This is a genomic window from Streptomyces sp. NPDC020742 (assembly GCF_040641675.1).
In the GTDB taxonomy this organism is placed as follows: domain Bacteria; phylum Actinomycetota; class Actinomycetes; order Streptomycetales; family Streptomycetaceae; genus Streptomyces.
In genome coordinates this window covers 161,969-179,825 of sequence record NZ_JBFAEA010000007.1, presented here as the reverse complement: position 1 = coordinate 179,825, position 17,857 = coordinate 161,969, and the positions used below count along the sequence as shown (strand labels likewise).

The 17,857-nt window shown below is 73.7% G+C and carries 13 protein-coding genes; 9 read left to right on the top strand and 4 right to left on the bottom strand.

The features are described 5' to 3' along the window. Positions 1-243 precede the first annotated feature (243 nt). The 4 genes from AB0G84_RS15670 to AB0G84_RS15655 all read left to right on the top strand — a co-directional run bounded on the left by AB0G84_RS15670 (position 244) and on the right by AB0G84_RS15655 (position 3,309). A complete protein-coding gene (locus tag AB0G84_RS15670) occupies positions 244-1,194 on the top strand; it encodes a PAC2 family protein (RefSeq protein WP_361320325.1) in 951 nt (316 codons plus the stop codon). 120 nt (positions 1,195-1,314) lie between these two features. Further along, positions 1,315-1,905: a dephospho-CoA kinase gene (coaE, locus tag AB0G84_RS15665; RefSeq protein ID WP_361320323.1), complete on the top strand. Its 591-nt coding sequence runs from the start codon at positions 1,315-1,317 to the stop codon at positions 1,903-1,905. 149 nt (positions 1,906-2,054) lie between these two features. Next, a complete protein-coding gene (locus tag AB0G84_RS15660) occupies positions 2,055-2,441 on the top strand; it encodes a cupin domain-containing protein (protein WP_361320321.1) in 387 nt (128 codons plus the stop codon). 475 nt (positions 2,442-2,916) lie between these two features. Next, positions 2,917-3,309, top strand: coding sequence for a tetratricopeptide repeat protein (locus tag AB0G84_RS15655; protein WP_361320319.1), 393 nt, complete (start codon positions 2,917-2,919; stop codon positions 3,307-3,309). Positions 3,310-3,373: 64 nt separating this feature from the next. Here the strand turns inward: AB0G84_RS15655 and AB0G84_RS15650 are convergent, their stop codons facing one another. Together AB0G84_RS15650 and AB0G84_RS15645 are read right to left on the bottom strand one after the other, a co-directional pair. Next, positions 3,374-3,685, bottom strand: coding sequence for a DUF6343 family protein (locus tag AB0G84_RS15650; RefSeq protein ID WP_361320317.1), 312 nt, complete (start codon positions 3,683-3,685; stop codon positions 3,374-3,376). Positions 3,686-3,731: 46 nt separating this feature from the next. Beyond that, positions 3,732-5,342 (bottom strand): UvrD-helicase domain-containing protein, encoded by a 1,611-nt coding sequence (locus tag AB0G84_RS15645; protein ID WP_361320555.1) that lies wholly within the window; start codon positions 5,340-5,342, stop codon positions 3,732-3,734. Positions 5,343-5,955: 613 nt separating this feature from the next. Between AB0G84_RS15645 and AB0G84_RS15640 the strand changes: the two genes are divergently transcribed. From AB0G84_RS15640 to AB0G84_RS15630, 3 genes are read left to right on the top strand one after another with little or no spacing between them, the layout of a single operon-like run. Beyond that, positions 5,956-8,889 carry a DEAD/DEAH box helicase gene (locus tag AB0G84_RS15640; RefSeq protein WP_361320315.1) on the top strand — a complete coding sequence of 978 codons (2,934 nt, stop codon included), beginning with the start codon at positions 5,956-5,958 and terminating at the stop codon, positions 8,887-8,889. Next, complete coding sequence (locus AB0G84_RS15635; RefSeq protein ID WP_361320313.1) at positions 8,886-10,325, top strand: SWIM zinc finger family protein; 1,440 nt, start codon at positions 8,886-8,888, stop codon at positions 10,323-10,325. Before AB0G84_RS15640 ends, AB0G84_RS15635 begins: the two co-directional genes overlap by 4 nt. Next, positions 10,322-12,259, top strand: a complete 1,938-nt coding sequence (locus tag AB0G84_RS15630; protein WP_361320311.1) for a helicase-associated domain-containing protein — start codon at positions 10,322-10,324, stop codon at positions 12,257-12,259. Before AB0G84_RS15635 ends, AB0G84_RS15630 begins: the two co-directional genes overlap by 4 nt. 33 nt (positions 12,260-12,292) lie before the next feature. On the opposite strand, the gene AB0G84_RS15625 is transcribed toward AB0G84_RS15630, so the two are convergent. Both AB0G84_RS15625 and AB0G84_RS15620 read right to left on the bottom strand, forming a co-directional pair. Continuing rightward, the gene (locus tag AB0G84_RS15625; RefSeq protein ID WP_361320309.1) at positions 12,293-13,369 is read right to left on the bottom strand and encodes an RNA ligase (ATP); all 1,077 of its coding nucleotides are present in this window, start codon (positions 13,367-13,369) and stop codon (positions 12,293-12,295) included. Between the two features lie 221 nt (positions 13,370-13,590). Next, positions 13,591-15,126 carry an FAD-dependent monooxygenase gene (locus AB0G84_RS15620; protein WP_361320307.1) on the bottom strand — a complete coding sequence of 512 codons (1,536 nt, stop codon included), beginning with the start codon at positions 15,124-15,126 and terminating at the stop codon, positions 13,591-13,593. 746 nt (positions 15,127-15,872) lie between these two features. Here AB0G84_RS15620 and AB0G84_RS15615 point away from each other — a divergent pair. Then, the gene (locus tag AB0G84_RS15615) at positions 15,873-16,817 is read left to right on the top strand and encodes a zinc-binding dehydrogenase (protein WP_361320305.1); all 945 of its coding nucleotides are present in this window, start codon (positions 15,873-15,875) and stop codon (positions 16,815-16,817) included. A 96-nt stretch (positions 16,818-16,913) separates the two neighbouring features. Then, positions 16,914-17,855 (top strand): IclR family transcriptional regulator C-terminal domain-containing protein, encoded by a 942-nt coding sequence (locus AB0G84_RS15610; RefSeq protein WP_361320303.1) that lies wholly within the window; start codon positions 16,914-16,916, stop codon positions 17,853-17,855. The last annotated feature ends 2 nt before the right edge of the window (positions 17,856-17,857 follow it).

The window sequence follows — 17,857 nt, the reverse complement described above, 5'->3', positions numbered from 1 at the left end:
GTACCAGGTGCCGGGTGCCAGGTGCCGGGTACCGGGTGTGGGGGAGGCGGGTGAGCTGGCGGAGGGGGGCATGCCAGAGGTGAGGGGAGGGAGAGGAGTGGTACGCGAGACGGGGGGCGCGGGGCAGGTGCTCGCGAGGTGCGCGGGCGGGGTGTCCGGAAAGAGGCGGGGCTCGTCCGGGGCCGGGAATGCCTGCGGGGGATCATGCGTTGGCGCTCATGAGAACGAGGAGGAGCGGTCACTGTGTTGGATCCCCAGAGTTTGTACGCATGGGAGCCGAGCGGGCTCGCGGAGGTCGAGGCACTCGCCTCCAGGGACTCCGCAGGACTCGTGTTGCTGTACCACTTCGACGGGTACATCGATGCCGGTGAGACCGGCGATCAGATCGTGCACCGGCTGCTCGACGGCCTGCCGAACGAGGTCGTCGCCCGCTTCGACCACGACCGCCTCGTCGACTACCGGGCCCGCCGCCCGCTGCTGACCTTCGAGCGCAACCGCTGGACCGCGTACGAGACCCCGCGCATCGAGCTGCGGCTGGTGCGGGACACCACCGACGCGCCGTTCCTGCTGCTGTCCGGCCCTGAGCCGGACGTCGAGTGGGAGCGCTTCGCCGCCGCGGTGAAGGAGATCGTCGAACGGCTGGGGGTACGCCTCTCGGTGAACTTCCACGGCATCCCCATGGGCGTTCCGCACACCCGCCCCGTGGGCATCACCCCGCACGGCAACCGCACCGACCTGATGCCGGGGCACGCCAGCTTCTTCGACGAGGCCCAGGTGCCCGGAAGCGCGGAAGCGCTGATCGAGTTCCGGTTGGCTGAGGCCGGTCATGATGTGCTCGGTGTGGCCGCGCACGTACCGCACTACATCGCCCGGTCTGCGTACCCGGACGCCGCACTGACCGCCCTGGAGGCGGTGACGGCCGCGACCGGCCTGGTCCTGCCGGGGCCGGCGCATGCCCTGCGTACCGAGGCGCTGCGGACCCAGGAGGAGATCGAGCGGCAGATCTCGGAGGGCGACGAGGAACTGGTCGCGCTAGTCAGCGGCCTTGAGCACCAGTACGACGCGGTGGCCGGCGCGGAGAGCCGGGGGAGTCTCGTGGCCGAGCCGGTGGAACTCCCGTCGGCGGATGAGATTGGCCGGGAATTCGAACGCTTCCTTGCCGAGCGGGAAGGCGACGGCGGCGGCAGCGTCTGAGGTCGATGTGCGGCAGCCCCTGACGGGGCGACGGGGCCGGGGCGGCGGCGGCTGGTATCGGGGCGGCGGGCCCGCCCTCCTGGCCGTTGACCGCCCCGGCACACCGTATAGCGTGGCCCCATGGTGAAGGTGGGGCTGACCGGCGGCATCGGTGCGGGCAAGAGCGAGGTCTCGCGCTTGCTGGAGTCATACGGCGCGGTCATCGTGGACGCGGACAAGATTGCACGCGAGGTCGTCGAGCCCGGTACGCCCGGACTGGCGGCCGTGGTCGAGGAGTTCGGGGAGGACGTACTGACCCCGGACGGCAGGCTGGACCGGCCGAAGCTGGGGGCGATCGTCTTCGCCGACCCCGAGAGGCTGAAGGCACTCAACGCCATCGTGCACCCGCTGGTGGGCGCGCGCTCGGCCGAACTGGAGGCGTCGGCCGGACCGGACGCCGTGGTCGTCCACGATGTGCCGCTACTGACCGAGAACGGTCTCGCGCCGCTCTACGACACCGTGGTCGTCGTCGATGCCGCCCCACAGACCCAGTTGGAACGGCTGGTACGGCTGCGCGGGATGGCGGAGGAGGAGGCGGAAGCCAGGATGGCCGCCCAGGCGACCCGCGAGCAGCGCCTGGCGATCGCGGATCTCGTCATCGACAACGACGGACCACTGGAGAACCTCGAACCGCAGGTCCGCACGGTATGGGAGCGCCTGCAGGCGGCCTGAGGTCGGACGATAACCTCGCCGCCATGACTGCCTCTTCTGCCTCTTCCTCCTCTGCTTCCCCTACTTCCTCCGCTACTTCCGCTACTTCCGCTCCTGCCGTTACGTCGTCCCTTGGCGACTCGGCTCGGGACGACGACAGCGTTCCCGCGGTGGACGGCGTCGCTCCCGAGGTGAACGGCATTGCTTCCGCCTCGTTCGTGGTGAACATTCCCGGCGTCCCGGACGCCGAGCTGGAGCCGGAGCCCCTGGACCCCGCCCAGGTTGTCTCGGGGGAGCCGGTGGTGACGGGCAAGGTGCTCTGGGAGTCGCCGGACGCCCGTCAGATACGCGGCATCTGGCAGATCACGCCAGGTGTGGTGACCGACACCGAGGCCAACGAACTCTTCGTCGTCGTCAGCGGGAGGGCCACGATCGAGGTCGAGGGCGGCTCGGTGCTTGAGGTGGGACCTGGCGATGCCTGCATCCTGCGTGAGGGCGACCGCACCACGTGGACCGTGCACGAGACACTGCGCAAGGCGTACCACATCAGCCTGTAGGGGCTTGGGGGCTTGGGGGACTGAGGGCTTCCCCCCCCGCCCCCGCCCCCGCCCCACCCCTCCCTCCCCCCCGCACCTCCGCACTGGCCCTATGCGGTGGTTGGGACCCGTCGTCCAGGTGCCCCATGCCGGCCGCTTGCTGGATGCCTGCCACCCGGGAGTCGTGCGTCCCCGAGGCGCAGGCCGCCGGCGCACCGACCGGTCGTGTAGCGGATCCCGTCACCGGTCACGCCCGGCCCCTGGCGCGAGCCCTGTCCCGGATCCTGTTGTCGGGTGCGGCCCGTAGTCACCACACCTGCGGGCGGGCTGGGGCTGGCGACAGGTGTGCCCTTGGCCGGTTGAGGCCTTGCCGGTCGGGGAATGCCGCGACCGATGGGATTGTTGTCGCCGCAGGTAGCGCCGTACGTTCCATGGCCGGCAGAGGTCCGATGGCAGTGGCACCGCTCATGGCAACGGCGACCGAAAGGAGCAGGCCGTGCCCGAAAGCAGCCCCGAGACGCATGTCATCGACTTCCGCGCGGCGGAGCAGCTGTTGGCGGCCCGCGACCCACGCGGTGCTATCCGGCTGCTGGACTCGGTCATCACCGCACACCCCGAGAACACCGCGGCCCGTTTGCTCCGCGCCCGTGCCTTCTTCCTCGCCGCCCAACTGCGCCCGGCGGAACTGGAGTTCCAGATCGTGCTGGATCGGGAGCCGGACAACGCCTTTGCCCACTTCGCGCTGGGCCGCACTCTGGAGCGTGCCGACCGCCCGGAGGAGGCGCTGCGCCACTTCCGCCTGGCAGCGGCGCTGGAACCCCGCCCGGAGTTCCTCCAGGCCGCCCGCTTCGCCCATGACGACACCCGCAACGGTGAGCACGGCTCCTGAGAGGCACCCTGTCCCGCCCCAGTAATGATTGCGTCGCGCAAGCGCCGTGCTGCCCGCCGCCTCCCTACCGTCTGGTGCCGCGGCGGCCGGTGCCGCGGCGTATGCCGTACACGTCGTTGCGGCCCCGGTCGGGCTCGTAGGGCGGTACTTCTCTGCCGGGCTGGTAGTGCGGCCCCTGGTGAATATGGCGGATCACCAGGATCAGGTCGGTGGCCGCGATCATGGACAGGGCGGCACACGCCGCCGCCCACTCCGGCCGGCCGGCGTTCACAAAGGCCACGGTTCCGGCGACGGCCCACAGCAGTCCCCACAGTGCCAGCCCACAGCGCATTCTCAGCGGGCTGCGTGCATGCACGGGCTCATTTCCGGTACGCATCGGCACCCATCTCCTCCCTCCAGGATCCTCCCTATCGGCCCGTCGGTCACCTCCCTCCTTCGGTCTCTCTCCGGATCCCTCTTCCGATCCCTCCGTCCTGATCACTCGGTGTCCGAGGCCTTCCGGAAGGCTGCTTCTGCCCGGTCCGGGGCGGGTCGCCGGCCGGGTGGGAGTTGATCCAGGACAGCCCTCCGATGTCGAGGAGTGATCGGGCCCGGGTCACCGCGACGTAGGCCAAGCGCGCCTCGCCCGTATCGACGGAGCCGGGAGCCGGTGTCCCGGCCTCGTCGTACTCGTACTCGTCGAGGTCATCCGGGCCGGTGAAATCGTTCGCGATGTGTACGCTCCGCCACTCCCGTCCTTTGGCCCGGTGCGCCGTGGAGACCGTTACCTCGGCCGCCTCCTCGGGCAGAAGCTGGTCCAGCGCCCGGCGGAGGGCTTCGGCGCCGTGCTCGTCGACCAGCTCCACCAGCGGCAGCAGGTCACGGCCGGCCGGGTCGAACTCCGCGTACTCGCGCAGCTCCCTCCGAGTCTCGAAGAGCATCAGCTCGGGGTGGGCGGTGCGGCGTCCCGACCCCAGGTCGTGTGCTGCGCGGGCAAGGGAGCGCAAGGACTCCCCGCCGCCCGCGAGCGCCACCCGGCGGCCCGCCGCCAGCTGCCGCATCACCTCCACCATCGCCCCCACGTTCGTGCGGCACAGAATCGCGTCCGGGGCCGGGACGGTGCGCAACTCCGTCTTCAGGGAGGGCGAACCGGTGAGTCTGATCGGTGCGCCGACGATCCTCAGCCAGCGGTTGGCCTCGCCCGCCAGCGCTGGACCGAAGCGGAAGGAGCGGGAGAGCGTGAGCTGTCTACCGTCGAAGCCGGTCATGATGTCGCGGGCGCCCCGCCAGCCGTAGACGGCCTGGGCGGAGTCCCCGACGAGTACCAGTTGTGCATGATCGCGCTGTGCCGTGAAGACCTGCTCGACCACGGGGTTGGTGTCCTGAGCCTCGTCGAGGAGCAGGAAGTCCGCCGGGATGACGGGCTCGCTCAATGCCCACATCTTCACGTAGTGGTCATGCTCGAAGCGGACCACTCCGCGGGCGGGGTGCGGCAGGTCGGCCCAGGCCTTGCGGGCGTAGGGCAGGACGAGGTCGGCGAGGTGTGTGTGCAGTGGTTCGGATTCGGCACCCCGTAAGGGCCGGACGTGGTGCGGGGCAATCTCCCTGTCGGCCGACTGGCAGAAGCGGGTGACGGTGCGCAGGACCGAGTAGGGCAGCGCCCTGTGGTCGACCTTGCGTCGTCCGAGGCGTAGGAACAGACCGTCGTCGATTCCCAGCGCGGCACCGGTGCGCCATCCCGCCTGTCGTGGGGCATTCAGCCGCGCCTGATATCTCCGGCCCACGGCGGTGTATGCGAGGGCGTGTGTGGTTCCGCAGGCCACCTCTGCGGGGAATTCCCGGGTTGCATGGCGTGCGACGGCTCTGTTGAAGGCGATGTATCGACCGAGGCGGCCCTGCTTCTGTGCGGAGTGCGCGAGCATCGCGAGGGTGGTGGTCTTGCCCGTCCCGGCTCCCGCCTGGATCACGAGAGGGGCTCCAGTCGAAAAGGCCTCCACAGCAGCGTGCTGTTCGGCGGTGGGTGTGGGTGTGGGGGTGGGGTTGGGGTTGGGGATGAGGGTGGCGGAGGTGGGGACGGGCGAGGAGGTGCCGATGAAGGAAGGGGATGAGGTCGGGGCTGGGGGTGGGGTTGGGTTCGCAGCGCGGGTGTGGGTGTGGGTGTGGGTGTGGGTGCGTGGGGGCGTGCGGGTGTGCATGGGGGCTCCTTTCTCAGGGAGGCCGCTCGGTGACCGAGAGTGATTTCGATTACTGAATGTAATTGAGTCGGGTGTGGGTGCGAAAGGCTTTCCTGCGGCCTGTGGATAACCTCGCTGCGGGCTGCGGGCCGCCGGCCGCGGGTGGTTCGCGGTCTCGCCGAGGTCGGCCGGGTGCGTTGTCAGTGCCGTCTGCTTCCATCGACACCGCGCACACCTACCGCCTCCGCCTCCGCCTCCGCCACGGCCTTCGGCTCGCAACCGGCATCGCCATGGGGGTCGGTAGCGGGGCGAACCACGTGAAGGCGTGGCGGAGCGGCAAGCAGGTGGGCGCAGAAGGGGGAGAGGCCGTACGGCGCGACCGTAAACTCGCAGGTCGGGCGTAGGAGGGCCGGCCGGTCGGCGGACCGGCTCTGCGGTCACGGAGAGCGTCGCGGACGGCGGCGGAGGAACAGGAAGCGGAGGACGGGACGGGATGACCGGACAGGGGCAGGGCGGCGGGTTCGCCGAGGCCGCGGCCCGCTGTGCCGTGGCCTTTCTACCCGCTCAGCCGCCGCGCGCCGGGAAGATCGGCCTCTGGCGGCCCGATGGCGGGCCGCTCCCCGACCCCTGTGCCGGGCCGCTCCCCGACCCCTGCGCCGGGCCGGAGGGGGCGTCCGTGCCGCGGGGGGCGACGGTGCGAGGCCATGCGGAGGCCCCGGGGGCGGCCGGGGGTGTGGAAGCGGGGGAGCTGACGATCGCGCGGCGGCACGGCGGCGGCGCCCGCAGCCGCACCGTCCCGGCACTGCTGCTCCCGCTCGCCGAGGCGATTCCGCTGCTGGTCCGTGCCCGGCACGATCCGGTCGCGGACCCGGCCGCCGCCTGCTGGGGAGCGGCGACCCTGCACGCCCTGCACCTCGCCGCGCGCGGCCGGCTGCTACCGGGGCTGACCCCCGACGACACCGATGCTTGGCGCGCCGGCCCCCTGGATCCCGAGGACATCGCTCACCTCCGCGCCATCGCCGCCGCCATGCCCGCCGAGGCGTACCCCGTCCCGCTCCCCGGCCACCGCCCGCTCCAGCTGCACGACCCCGTCACGCTGGTGCGGCGCTATGTGGACGCGGTCGCCGACACGCTGCCACGCACACCGGCCGCCGCGCTCGTGGCCGGCGGTGCCTTCGCGACGGGGGCAGCGCAGCACCTCCCGGGCGCACGGGACTGGGCCGCCGAGGTCGCCGCGGGGGCCGACGCCGGCGTACGGCTCTCGCTCCGTCTCGACCTGGCCCCACACCAGCTCTTCGACGTACGGGAGGAGGGCGGGCCCGGCGAGGCCGACGAGCGCCGTGCGGCCGCCGCCGTCCTCCAGGTGCACAGCCGCACCGACCCGACCCTGGTGGCCGATGCCCGCGACCTGTGGGAGGACATGGGGCCCGACCACTTCGGGCCGCGTTCCCGCGTCGACACCCTCCTGGCGCTGCGCCGTGCCGCCCGGGTCTGGAACCCGCTCGCCCGCCTCCTGGAGCGGCCGGTCCCCGACGTACTGCCCTTGGGTGAGGAGGAGCTGTACGACCTGCTGGGGGCGGTGGCGCCCCGCCTGGGAGCCGCGGGAGTGGCCGTCCACTGGCCCAAGGAGCTGGCCCGCGGGCTGACCGCGACGGCGGTCCTGCGCCCCGCACCGGGCTCCGCCGCGGACGGCTTCGGGTTCTTCGACACCCGTGAACTGCTGCAGTTCCGTTGGCAGCTGGCCATGGACGGGGCGCCGCTGACGGAGGCCGAGATGGACACCCTCGCCGAGGCCCACCGCCCCGTCGTCCGGCTGCGCGACCGGTGGGTCCTGGTCGACCCCGGGCTGGTACGCAAGGCCCGTAAGCGTGAACTGGGCTATCTGGAGCCCGCCGAGGCGCTCGCCGCGACGCTCCGCGGCACCGCCGAGGTGGACGGGGAGCAGACGCAGGTGGTGCCGCTGGGGGCGCTCGCCGCGCTGCGCGGCCGCCTCACCACCCAGGTCCCCCCGCTGCCCCAGCCGCCCGGACTGCGAGCCACCCTCCGTGACTACCAACGACGCGGCCTGACCTGGCTCGACACCATGACCTCCCTCGGCCTCGGCGGCTGCCTGGCCGACGACATGGGCCTGGGCAAGACCGTCACCGTCATCGCGCTCCACCTGCACCGGAAGCCCACCGAACCGGTCCTGGTGGTCTGCCCCGCCTCCCTCCTCGGCAACTGGCAGCGCGAGAGCGAGCGCTTCGCCCCCGGTGTCCCCGTCCGGCGCTTCCACGGAGCCGGACGCAGCCTCGACGGCCTGGACGGCGGGTTCGTGCTGACGACCTACGGGACGCTGCGCAGCAGCGCCGCCCAACTGGCCGCCAGAAGGTGGGCGTGGGTCGTCGCCGACGAGGCTCAGCACGTGAAGAACCCCCGCTCCTCGACCGCCAAGGCGCTGCGCGCCATCAAGGCGCCGGCTCGGATCGCGCTCACCGGCACGCCCGTGGAGAACAACCTCTCCGAGCTGTGGGCCTTGCTGGACTGGACGACCCCGGGACTCCTCGGCCCCCTCAAGACGTTCCGCGCGCTGCACGCCCGCGAGGTCGAGGGCGGTGAGCAACCGGAGGCGGCCGAGCGTCTGGCCCGGCTGGTACGCCCGTTCATCCTGCGGCGTAAGAAGTCCGACCCCGGAATCGCGCCCGAGCTGCCGCCCAAGACCGAGACCGACCACCCGGTGGCGCTGGGCCGCGAACAGGCCGCGCTCTACCAGGCCGTGGTCCGCGAGACCCTCGCCCGCATCGAGACCGCCGAGGGCATCGCACGCCGCGGCCTGGTGATGAAGCTGCTCACCGCCCTCAAGCAGATCTGCAACCACCCCGCGCAGTACCTCAAGGAGGCCGCGCCGGGCCTTGCCGCCCGCTCCGGGAAGCTCGAACTCCTCGACGAACTCCTCGACACGATCCTCGCCGAAGGCGGGTTCACACTGGTCTTCACCCAGTACGTGGGAATGGCGCGGTTGCTGGAGAAGCACCTCGCCACCCGCGGCATCCCAACCCAACTACTGCACGGCGGCACCCCCGTCGCCGAACGGGAGCGGATGGTCGACCGCTTCCAGTCGGGACAGGAACCGGTCTTCCTGCTGTCCCTCAGGGCAGCGGGCACCGGCCTCAACCTCACCCGCGCCGGCCATGTGATCCACTACGACCGCTGGTGGAACCCGGCGGTGGAGGAGCAGGCCACCGACCGCGCGTACCGCATCGGCCAGGACCGGCCCGTCCAGGTCCACCGGCTGATCGCCGAAGGCACCGTCGAGGACAACATCGCCCAACTCCTCGGCGCCAAAAGGGCACTGGCCGACGCGGTGCTCTCCGGAGGGGAGAGCGCACTCACCGAACTCTCCGACGCCGAGCTGGCCGATCTCGTCTCCCTCAGGAGGGCCGGATGAACCCCCGCCGCACCTCCGCGCGCACCGCCGCGGCCGACCGCCTGGCCCGCGCGGACCGCTCGCGCACCTTCCCGCCCCTGCCGGCCCGGCCCGGCGCCCGGGGGCTCTTCGCCGAATCCTGGTGGGGCAGCGCCTGGTTGGACGCCCTGGAGACCACCGCCCTCGACAGCGCCCGGCTCGCCCGCGGCCGCACCTACGCCCGCGACGGCCACGTCGACACCATCAACGTCACCCCGGGGCGCATCGTCGCCACCGTACGCGGCAGCAGACCCCGCCCCTACAGCGCCGAAATCCGCCTCCGCACCCTCACCGACCCGCAGTGGGACGCCCTCTTGGAAGCGGTCGCGGCGGAGCCCGCACAGCTGACCGCCCTGCTGGCCAGGAAGCTGCCCGGCGCCCTCGCCGAGAACGAGGTGCGCCTGCTGCCCGGACCGGACGATCTGGCCACCCGCTGCTCCTGCCCCGACCACGGCCGGCCCTGCAAGCACGCCGCCGCGCTCTGCTTCCAGACCGGCCGGCTGCTGGACGCCGATCCGTTCGTGCTGCTGCTGATGCGCGGCCGCGGCGAACGCGAGCTCCTCGACGAACTCACCCGCCGCAACACCGCCCTGACCACCCGCGAGGCCCGCACCCACGCCCCCGGCACTGCACGCCAGGCCCCCGCCGCCCAGGACGGCGACGCGCCCGTACGACCCGCCGGCCCACCCGCCACCGTGGCGGCACCCGGCGCGGCGCCCCAAGAGCCCACCGGGGCGGCACCCTCCGGAGTGCTCGCCCGCGCGGCCCTCGTCGACCGCCGCCGGCCGCCCCTCCCCCCGCCCCTGCCGCCACCGGCGCAGCCCGGCCGCCCGCCCGCACTGCCCGACGGCGAAGGGCTCCCGTTCGACCCCGCGGCCCTGGAGCTGCTGGCCGCCGACGCCGCGGCCCGCGCCCACGCCTGCGTGGTGTCCGCCGCAGCTGCCCCGCATGGTAGCGCCGCGCCGGCCCCGCCCGGCCCGTTCCCCGCCCTGCCCCCATGGGAGGACGCCGTCCGGCTGGCCGCCACCGCCCACCCGACCGCCGGCCTGACCGCCACCACCCGCGCCCTCTACCGCGACCTCGCGGCGGCGGCCGGCCGGACATCCACCGACGTGGCCCGCTCGGTGGCCGCCTGGCGGCAGGGCGGACCCGAGGGGCTCGCCCTCCTCGCCGCCACCTGGAACCCGCCGGCCGGCGACTTCGACCGGGCGCGCAGCGCCCTGCGGACCGCCGACCTCCCCGCCCTGCGCCCCCGCCACAACCACCTCACCGACCCCGACCACGGCGTCCAGCTCCGCTTCGGCCGCGACAACCGCTGGTACCCCTACGAGGCCGAGCCCGGCACCGACGACTGGTGGCCCGCCGGACCCGCCGACCCCGACCCGGTGGCTGCGCTCACCACGGTGCTCGCGAGATGACTAACCTCAAGTCCGTGGAAGGCCTCGACACACTCACCCGCTCCCTCGCCCGGCGCACCCCCGAGCAGCTCGCCGCGCTGCTCACCCGGCACGCCGAGCCGCTCGCCCGCCGCCCCGCCGCCACCGAACTCCGCGGCCTGGCCCACGCCTTGTGGTCCTACGAGACGCTCCACCACCTGGTGCTGCACCTCGACCACCCGCGGCTGCAGGTGCTCGCCACCACCGCCCGCATCAGCCAGGAGCGGGCCGCGCAGGACACCCCCGGGCCGGCCGCCCCCGCCCCGGGCGCCGACTACCAGTCCCTGATGGCGCACCGCCTGTCCTTCGCCCAACTGGCCAGCATCCCCGTCCCGCCCGAGGACGTCTTCACCGCCCTCGGCGCCGCCGGACCCGCGCGCACCGCCGCCGAGGCCGCCCTGCGCGCCCTCTACGACGACGGGCTCGCCGCCCCCACCGAGGACGGCACCGTCGTCGTCCCGCCCCGCACCCCCCAGCTCCTGGCCGCCCACGACCTCGGCCCCTTCCTCCCCGACGCCCCCGGCCCCCTCCCGGACGACACCGCGGACCCCGGGATGCCCGCCGCCGCGGTCCCCGTGACCTCACCGCACGACGAGTCCCGGGCCGCCGCGGCCTCCCTCGACGCCACCGTGGACCGCCTGCTGGCCGCACTGGCGGCGCAGCCCGCTGCGCTGCGCAAGTCGGGCGGGCTGGCGGTACGGGAGATCAAACGGCTGGCCAAGGCGGCCGGCGCCACCGAGCCGCACACCCGGCTCCTTCTCGACCTCGCCCTGGCCGCCGACCTGATCGCACTGACCCGCACCCCGGCCGGCATCACCGCCCTGCCCACCGGCGCCTACGACGACTGGCTGGGCCACCCGCCCGGCGGGCGCCTCGCCCCCCTCCTGGCGGCCTGGTCCACCCTGTGGGCCGTCCCCACCCACACCCCGTTCGGGGAGACCCCGACCGCGCTGGTCCGCTGCCACGACCGGCACGCCCCCGCCCTCCGGCACGCCCTCCTCGCCGCACTGGCCCACGTCCCCGTCGGCGCCGGCGTACCCCTGCCGCCCCCGCCGAGCGCGGACACCCCCGAGCCCGCAGAGGGCACCCGGGTACTGCACGACCTGCTGCGCACCGCGGACTGGTACCGCCCGCTCGCCGTCACCCAGCAGCCGATGGCCGAGGAGCGCGCCACCCACACCCTGAACGAAGCCGTCTACCTGGGCCTGGTCGCCCACGGCACCCTCACCCCCCTCGGCCAGGCGCTGCTCACCGGACCGGACTCCCTCGCTGGGGCGCTCGCCGACCTCCTCCCGCCCCCGCTCGAACAGGCCCACTTCCAGGCCGACCTGACCGCCGTCGTGCCCGGCCGGCCCGCCACGGCGCTCGCCGCACTGCTCGCCTCCGCCGCCGACCTGGAGTCCGAAGGACACGCCGTGACCTGGCGGTTCACCCCCGCCTCGGTGCGCCGCGCGCTGGACGCCGGGCACACCGCCGACGGCCTCCTCGACGACCTCACCCACGCCTCGACGACCCGCACCCTGCCGCAGCCTCTGCGCTACCTCGTCCAGGACGCCGCCCGCTCCCACGGCCGGATGCGGGTGCTGCCCGCCGCCTGCTGCATCCGTTCCGACGACGAAGCCCTCATCGAGGAACTGGCCGCCCACCGCGGCCTGCAGGACCTCACCCTGCGCGTGATCGCCCCGACCGTCCTGGTCAGCGGCCGGCCACCGGCCGCCACCCTGGACGCCCTGCGCGCCGCGGGCTACTCCCCCGCCCTGGAGTCCGACACCGGCACCACCACCGTCGAACGCCTCCCCGCGCACCGCACCAAGGCCCCCGCCCCCACCCGCGATCCGCAGGCCCCGCTCGCCCGCGCCCGCCGCCTCCTGGGACTCTCCTCGGAACCCCAGGAGGACGGCACCGGCAGCGGCTGACCGGCCGCGCGGCGGGCGCCCCGCGGCGCGGGGTCACTCGTACTCCGTGCCGCCCTTCCGCGTCAGATACCCGCCGCTGACCACCTTGGCGACGGCCCGCCCGCCCAGGACCGGGCTGTAGCGGTCCGTGAGCGGGCGGACCACCACGCCCTCCCTCAGGTGCACCCCGCGCCCCGACAGCGTCTCGCGGCCCTCGGCCAGCTCCATGACCCGCCGGGCGTCGAACGGGCCGCGGTACAGCGTCGGCACCAGCGGGAGCCGGCCGTCCAGCACCGCCGTCAGCTCCTCCGGATCCAGCCACCGCGGCTGGCCGTCGACCTCCACCGCGATGTCGAACACCGCATACGCGGGTCGTCCGCGGCGGCTGTCCGCGCCGTACCCGAGGTCCTGGACCCCCTCGCCGTACACCTCGCCGAACACACCGACCCGCGACGCCCCCAGCTCCGCGGCGATCTCCGCCGCGACCCGGGCGACGCCGTGGCCGTGCACCGCCCGCCAGTACAGGTTCGCCGGGTCCTCGACCAGCGCGAGACCCTGCGCACCGAGCCCCTTGGACGTCACCCGGACCCGCCCCTCAGACGCGTGGAACGTCAGACAGCAGGCGGTGCCGTGCACCTTCTCCGTCACCGCCACCGGCTCGCCGTCCGCGAATGCCCCCGGATACCGCTTCAGATTCTCGATGTCGATCCACGGCAGCAGCTCGGGCGCCGGAGCGACCTCGCCGCTCATCGAAATCGGCACCGGAGGAACCCACTTCACGATGCCCAGCTCCGTCGCGAAGTCGGTGCCGGCCGCCCGTGCCCCCGCCAGGTCCACCCCGGACAGCGCCCCCGGACGGCAGACGATGCCCTGTGACAGCTCGCCCCGCAGCCGGATCGCCTTCACACGGTTGGCCGCGGAGCCGGCCAGCTTCCCGGTCAGTCCCAGCTCGGCCACCAACTCCGCGGGCAGCACGGCCTGTTCTGGTATGTACACCGCGAGGTCGCCGGTCCGGTAGGTGCCCTTGGCGACCACCGCGCGGTACAGACCCACCTGGGCCAGCTCCAGCGCATCGGCGTTCGGATGCTCATGCACCGTCAGTTCCTCGACCGTGACGCGCAGCGTCGACATACCGTTCCCCGTTCCCGTTCCGCGGCGCCCCGCTCGGGCGCTCGCCGCTCTCCGTGCCGTGCCCGGGCGCGCATCCGCGGCGTCGCCCCGCCACCACTCTGATCGACCCGCCCCGAACCAGCGAACGAATTTCGTGCGCGCGGCGGCGTCAGCGGTGTGGGGCGCCGCGGGACGCCGGACGCGGCGGTGTCAGGGGCGCGGGACGTACTGCGGTGAGGGCCTCAGTCGTCGTCCGGCTTCCGCCGGTTCGCCCCGCCGATGCGCCGCAGGGACGTCGGCCCGAAGCCGCGCGGGCGGGGCGGCCGCCGGGAGCTGTCGGGCGGCGCCGAGAGGGCGGGCGACGCACCGGCCGCCGCTGGGGACCGGGGCGCGGGGGCCGGCGGCACCGGCAGCGACGACACCTCCCGGTCCGGACCGTCGGGCTCCGGACGGATGCGGTCCATCCGCCCGCGCAGCAGCCCGAGCGCGGCCGGGCGGTGCAGGAAGGGTGCCGTCCCGGGGGAGGAGGCGACGACATCGGCGTAGGCGCCGCAGACCGTCGTACGGCCGGCGGGGGAGCCCGTGGACCCGCCGGTCGCCAGCGCCCAGGGTTCCTGGACGAGGCTGCCCAGGGCGCGCTGCACCCGGCGGGCGAGCGCCGGGTCGTCCATGCCGTGCCGACGCACCGCCTCGCGCAGCGCCGCGGCGCCGTGTGCCGCGATGGACAGCCCCTGGCCGAAGTCGGGGCTGAGCGAGACCACGGCGCCGCCGAGCGCCAGGAACCCCGTGGGCCAGCACGGGAGTTGGGCGAACCGTCGCCGCAGGTTGACCGCGTCCCGGGACAGCCGCACCTCACTGAGCGGCTCGGCGCCGGCGATCAGGTCGGCGATCGTGGCGTCGCCCGTGCGGCGGGCGAACGCGACGAAACGGCCCGCGTGTTCGGTCGGCCGGTCGTCACCGGCACCGGTGAGCGTGACCAGCCAGCGGCCGCCCTCGATCGGGACCAGCGTCGCCGTCCGGCCCGGGACCGGGCGAACGGCGGCGCCGCCCGACCCGGGAAGCGGGGCGGTGTCGGCCGAACGGGAGGTTAGCACCGGTGTGTTGCGGGCCTCGCCGGGGGTGCGGAAGATGCGGGTCGCCGAGACGATGCCGGAGTCCGCGAGGTCCTCGCACGCTGAGGGCAGGCCCAGTGCCCGCAGCCGGGACTGGGTGGTGGTGTGCCGCCCGGTGGCATCGACGACCAGGTCGGCATCCAGCCGGTAGGCGTGGCCGGACGTGGTGTCCCGCACCCGCACCCCGGTGATGTGCTCCGCCGTCCCGGTCAGTTCTTCCGCTTCGGTCCCGTCCAGGACGCTCACCCCGGGCAGGGCCGCCACCTGGCGACGCGTCACCCGGTCGAGCAGATCGCGCGAGCAGGCGACCAGATACGGCGAACGGCGCCGCCCGGCCCGGCCCAGCGGGGAGCGCACCGAGAGCCCGTCCGGCACCGGGACCCGACGGGCCCCCTCCGCCAGCCAGCCCTCGATGCTGCCGGGCACCAGCGCCTCGATCCGTCGGGCGCCCTCGGCCGCCAGCAGATGGGCGTGCCGGGCCTGCGGAAGGTCGGAGGGCAGGGCGGGCGTGCGGGGCAGCCGCTCCCGTTCGACGACGATGACATCGGCGTACCCGGAGAGCGCGGCCGCGGCGAGCATCCCGGTGAAGCCGCCGCCGAGCACCACGGCGAGATACGGGTGGGTGAACTGCAGCCCGCTGCTGCTGGTACTGCTCGACCGGGTCATGGGCAGCCCCTCTCTTGGTGGCGGAGCACGGTCTCCCGGCGGGAGCGGGACACATCCAGAAAGGGTGGTGCCGCATACGGCCGGGAATGCCGGCGCGCGGCGGCGATGACGGCCTCGGTGGCGGCCGTGAACGATGCCGTGAACGACGCGGTGAGCGAGGCCGCCTGGGACGGCAGGGACGCGGATGCGGTCCGCAGGATGCGCAGAGGTACCGGTAGAAGCGGTAGTGCTCGTTGTGGGTCCCGGCAGGCCGGCGCGTACGCCGGCCTGCCGCCCCCCGATCTCCCCATCATGATTCCCCCTCAGGCCGTGTCCGCGTCGCCCCGTGCGGGGCCGCCTCCACCTCCGTCACCCGCCCGTATCACCGGGTGCGGTGGGCGGGCAGCACTGCCTCGCGGAGCGTGCTTCGCCCCTGGGGACGCGGCCGTCACATGGGGTCAACGGCGGACACTTTTCGGATCGTAGGCCGCAGCGATCACATCCGGTAGCCATGTTTGAGCGAGGGATGCGTAGGAGCCACCTGGCGAATACCGCAGGGTAGATCCGCAGCAAAACGCCGTAATGGGTGGAAAACGCTGCGCCGTTTTCTCGCGTTGCGAGAAAACAGGCTGGAAATTCTCGTCACGTGAAGGGTGGTCCGGCCGGAATCCCCGGAGGGTTGGCGCGAAATGATCGGACCTGAACGGTCCGGGCCGCGCCGTGCCTACCCTGTGCGGGCACCGCACCGGAGAACTTGAAGGAGAGTCGTGCGCGCGATTGTGATGCGAGAATTCGGCGACCCGGACGTGCTGCGGCTCGAAGACGTGCCCGACCCGGCGCCCCGCAGCGGCCACGCGCTGGTCGACGTGACCCTGGCCGGCATCAACTACGCGGATGTGCACGTACGCGGGGACTCCTACCTGGCGCCCGTCGAACTGCCCTATGTACCCGGCAACGAGGTCGTGGGCACGGTGGACGGCGGCCGCCGGGTCGTCGGGCTGTGCCGCGGCGGCGGCTACGCGGAGCGGACGCTGCTGCACCGCCGCGTGACCTGGGACGTGCCCGACGCCATCAGCGACACCCAGGCCGTCGCCCTGGCCCTGCAGGGCAACAGCGCCTGGCATCTGCTGTTCACCTCGCTGCGGATCACCGAGGGCGAGACCGTCGTCGTGCCGGCCGCGGCGGGCGGGGTGGGCTCGTTGGCCGTGCAACTCGCCGCGCGCGCCGGGGCGAAGGTCATCGGCCTCGCGGGCACTCCCGAGAAGCGCCGGCTGGTCCAGGAGTTGGGCGCGCACGCCGTGGTCGACTCGACCGCCGAGGACCTGACGGAGCGCATCCTGGACGCGGCCGGCGGGCCCGTCCGGGCGGCCCTGGAGATGACCGGTGGGGCGACCTTCGCGCGGACCCTCGCCGCCCTCGCCCCGCACGGCCGCCTCGCCGTCTACGGATTCGCCGGCGGCGACCTGGCGAGCGTGCCCACCCGGGACCTGATGGAGCGGTCCCTGACCGTCTCCGGTTTCTGGCTGCCGCAGCTCTACGCCGACCGCAGCGCGCTGCCCACGTCCATGGCGGCGCTGTTCGACGCGGTCGCCGACGGCTCCCTCCAGCCGCTCACCGGAACCGTGTACGCACTGGGCGAGGCGGCCTCGGCGCACCGCGACCTGGCCGCCCGCACACCGACCGGGAAACTCGCCCTCGACGTCGCCCGATAATTCCGGTGGCGCCGGGTGCCGGAGGGGTACCACCACCGGTACGCACAACGCCGTGCGCCTCAGGGCGCGGAACACTGTCTGGGGAGAGAGCACACGATGGGCAACAGCACCACGGCACCGGGAGCGGGCGCCTCTGCCGCCCCGCCCGCCTCCGCTTCGGTCACCGCCGCCACCGCACCGGATGCTCAGGGCCGCCCCCGGAGCACGCACCGGCGGGCCAGGAAGGACGCCGCCGAGGCCGGTCCCCGCGCGTCGGGATCCAGCCATGCCGAGCGGGTCTTCCTGGTCCAGACCGCCTTCGCCGAACTCGGTGGATCCGCCCACGGCCCCGGTGAGATCGCCGAGTTCACCGGCCTGGACGACTCCGTCGTCTACCGCATCCTGCAGTCCGGCATCTACCAGCGGATCTTCGAGCGGGTGGACCGCGGCCTCTACCGGCTGCGGACCTCCGCCGCCCAACTGGCCTTCACCGCGCTCGACCACCGCCTCGACGGCGCCCAGAGCGTGCTCCGTGAGCTGCGGGCGGCCACCGACGGTGGGCTGGCGTTCCTCTACATGGTGGCGCCGTTCTCCGGCGCACAGCGGCAGTGCGTCGACATGGCCGTCGGCGACTCCGACCTCGCCGAGCTCGGCATGACCCCACGCGATGTGCTGTCCGTGACGCGGTCCCTGCGCACCGGGGCCTCCGGACGGACGATCCTGGCCTACCTGCCGGAGGTGCTCCAGCAGCGGGTGCTGGCCGAGCCCGTGCCGGACCAGGCGGGGCCGGGCGTCTACCGGGACAACGACGCACTGCTGGCGTCCCTCGCGGAGGTGCGCGACCTCGGCCACGCACTGGGGTACGAGGAGTGCATGGCCGGCTGGAACTCCTGCGCGGCGCCGATCATGTGGGACGGTTCCATCATGGGCGCGGTGCTGCTGCTCAAGCTCAAGTCCGTGATGCCGGTGGCCCCCGGCAGCGTCATCGAGGCGACGAAGGAGGCGGCGGCGGTCCTCAGCCGCCACGGGGCCGCCCGTCCGGACGCGGGCCAGGCCTGAAC

What these genes read in the sequence shown, in the direction of transcription:
- AB0G84_RS15620 (WP_361320307.1), bottom strand. Translation starts at nt 15,126, where the DNA reads ATGACCCGGTCGAGCAGTACCAGCAGCAGCGGGCTGCAGTTCACCCAC.
- coaE (WP_361320323.1), top strand. Translation starts at nt 1,315, where the DNA reads ATGGTGAAGGTGGGGCTGACCGGCGGCATCGGTGCGGGCAAGAGCGAG.
- AB0G84_RS15630 (WP_361320311.1), top strand. Translation starts at nt 10,322, where the DNA reads ATGACTAACCTCAAGTCCGTGGAAGGCCTCGACACACTCACCCGCTCC.
- AB0G84_RS15650 (WP_361320317.1), bottom strand. Translation starts at nt 3,685, where the DNA reads ATGCGTACCGGAAATGAGCCCGTGCATGCACGCAGCCCGCTGAGAATG.
- AB0G84_RS15640 (WP_361320315.1), top strand. Translation starts at nt 5,956, where the DNA reads ATGACCGGACAGGGGCAGGGCGGCGGGTTCGCCGAGGCCGCGGCCCGC.
- AB0G84_RS15625 (WP_361320309.1), bottom strand. Translation starts at nt 13,369, where the DNA reads ATGTCGACGCTGCGCGTCACGGTCGAGGAACTGACGGTGCATGAGCAT.
- AB0G84_RS15635 (WP_361320313.1), top strand. Translation starts at nt 8,886, where the DNA reads ATGAACCCCCGCCGCACCTCCGCGCGCACCGCCGCGGCCGACCGCCTG.
- AB0G84_RS15610 (WP_361320303.1), top strand. Translation starts at nt 16,914, where the DNA reads ATGGGCAACAGCACCACGGCACCGGGAGCGGGCGCCTCTGCCGCCCCG.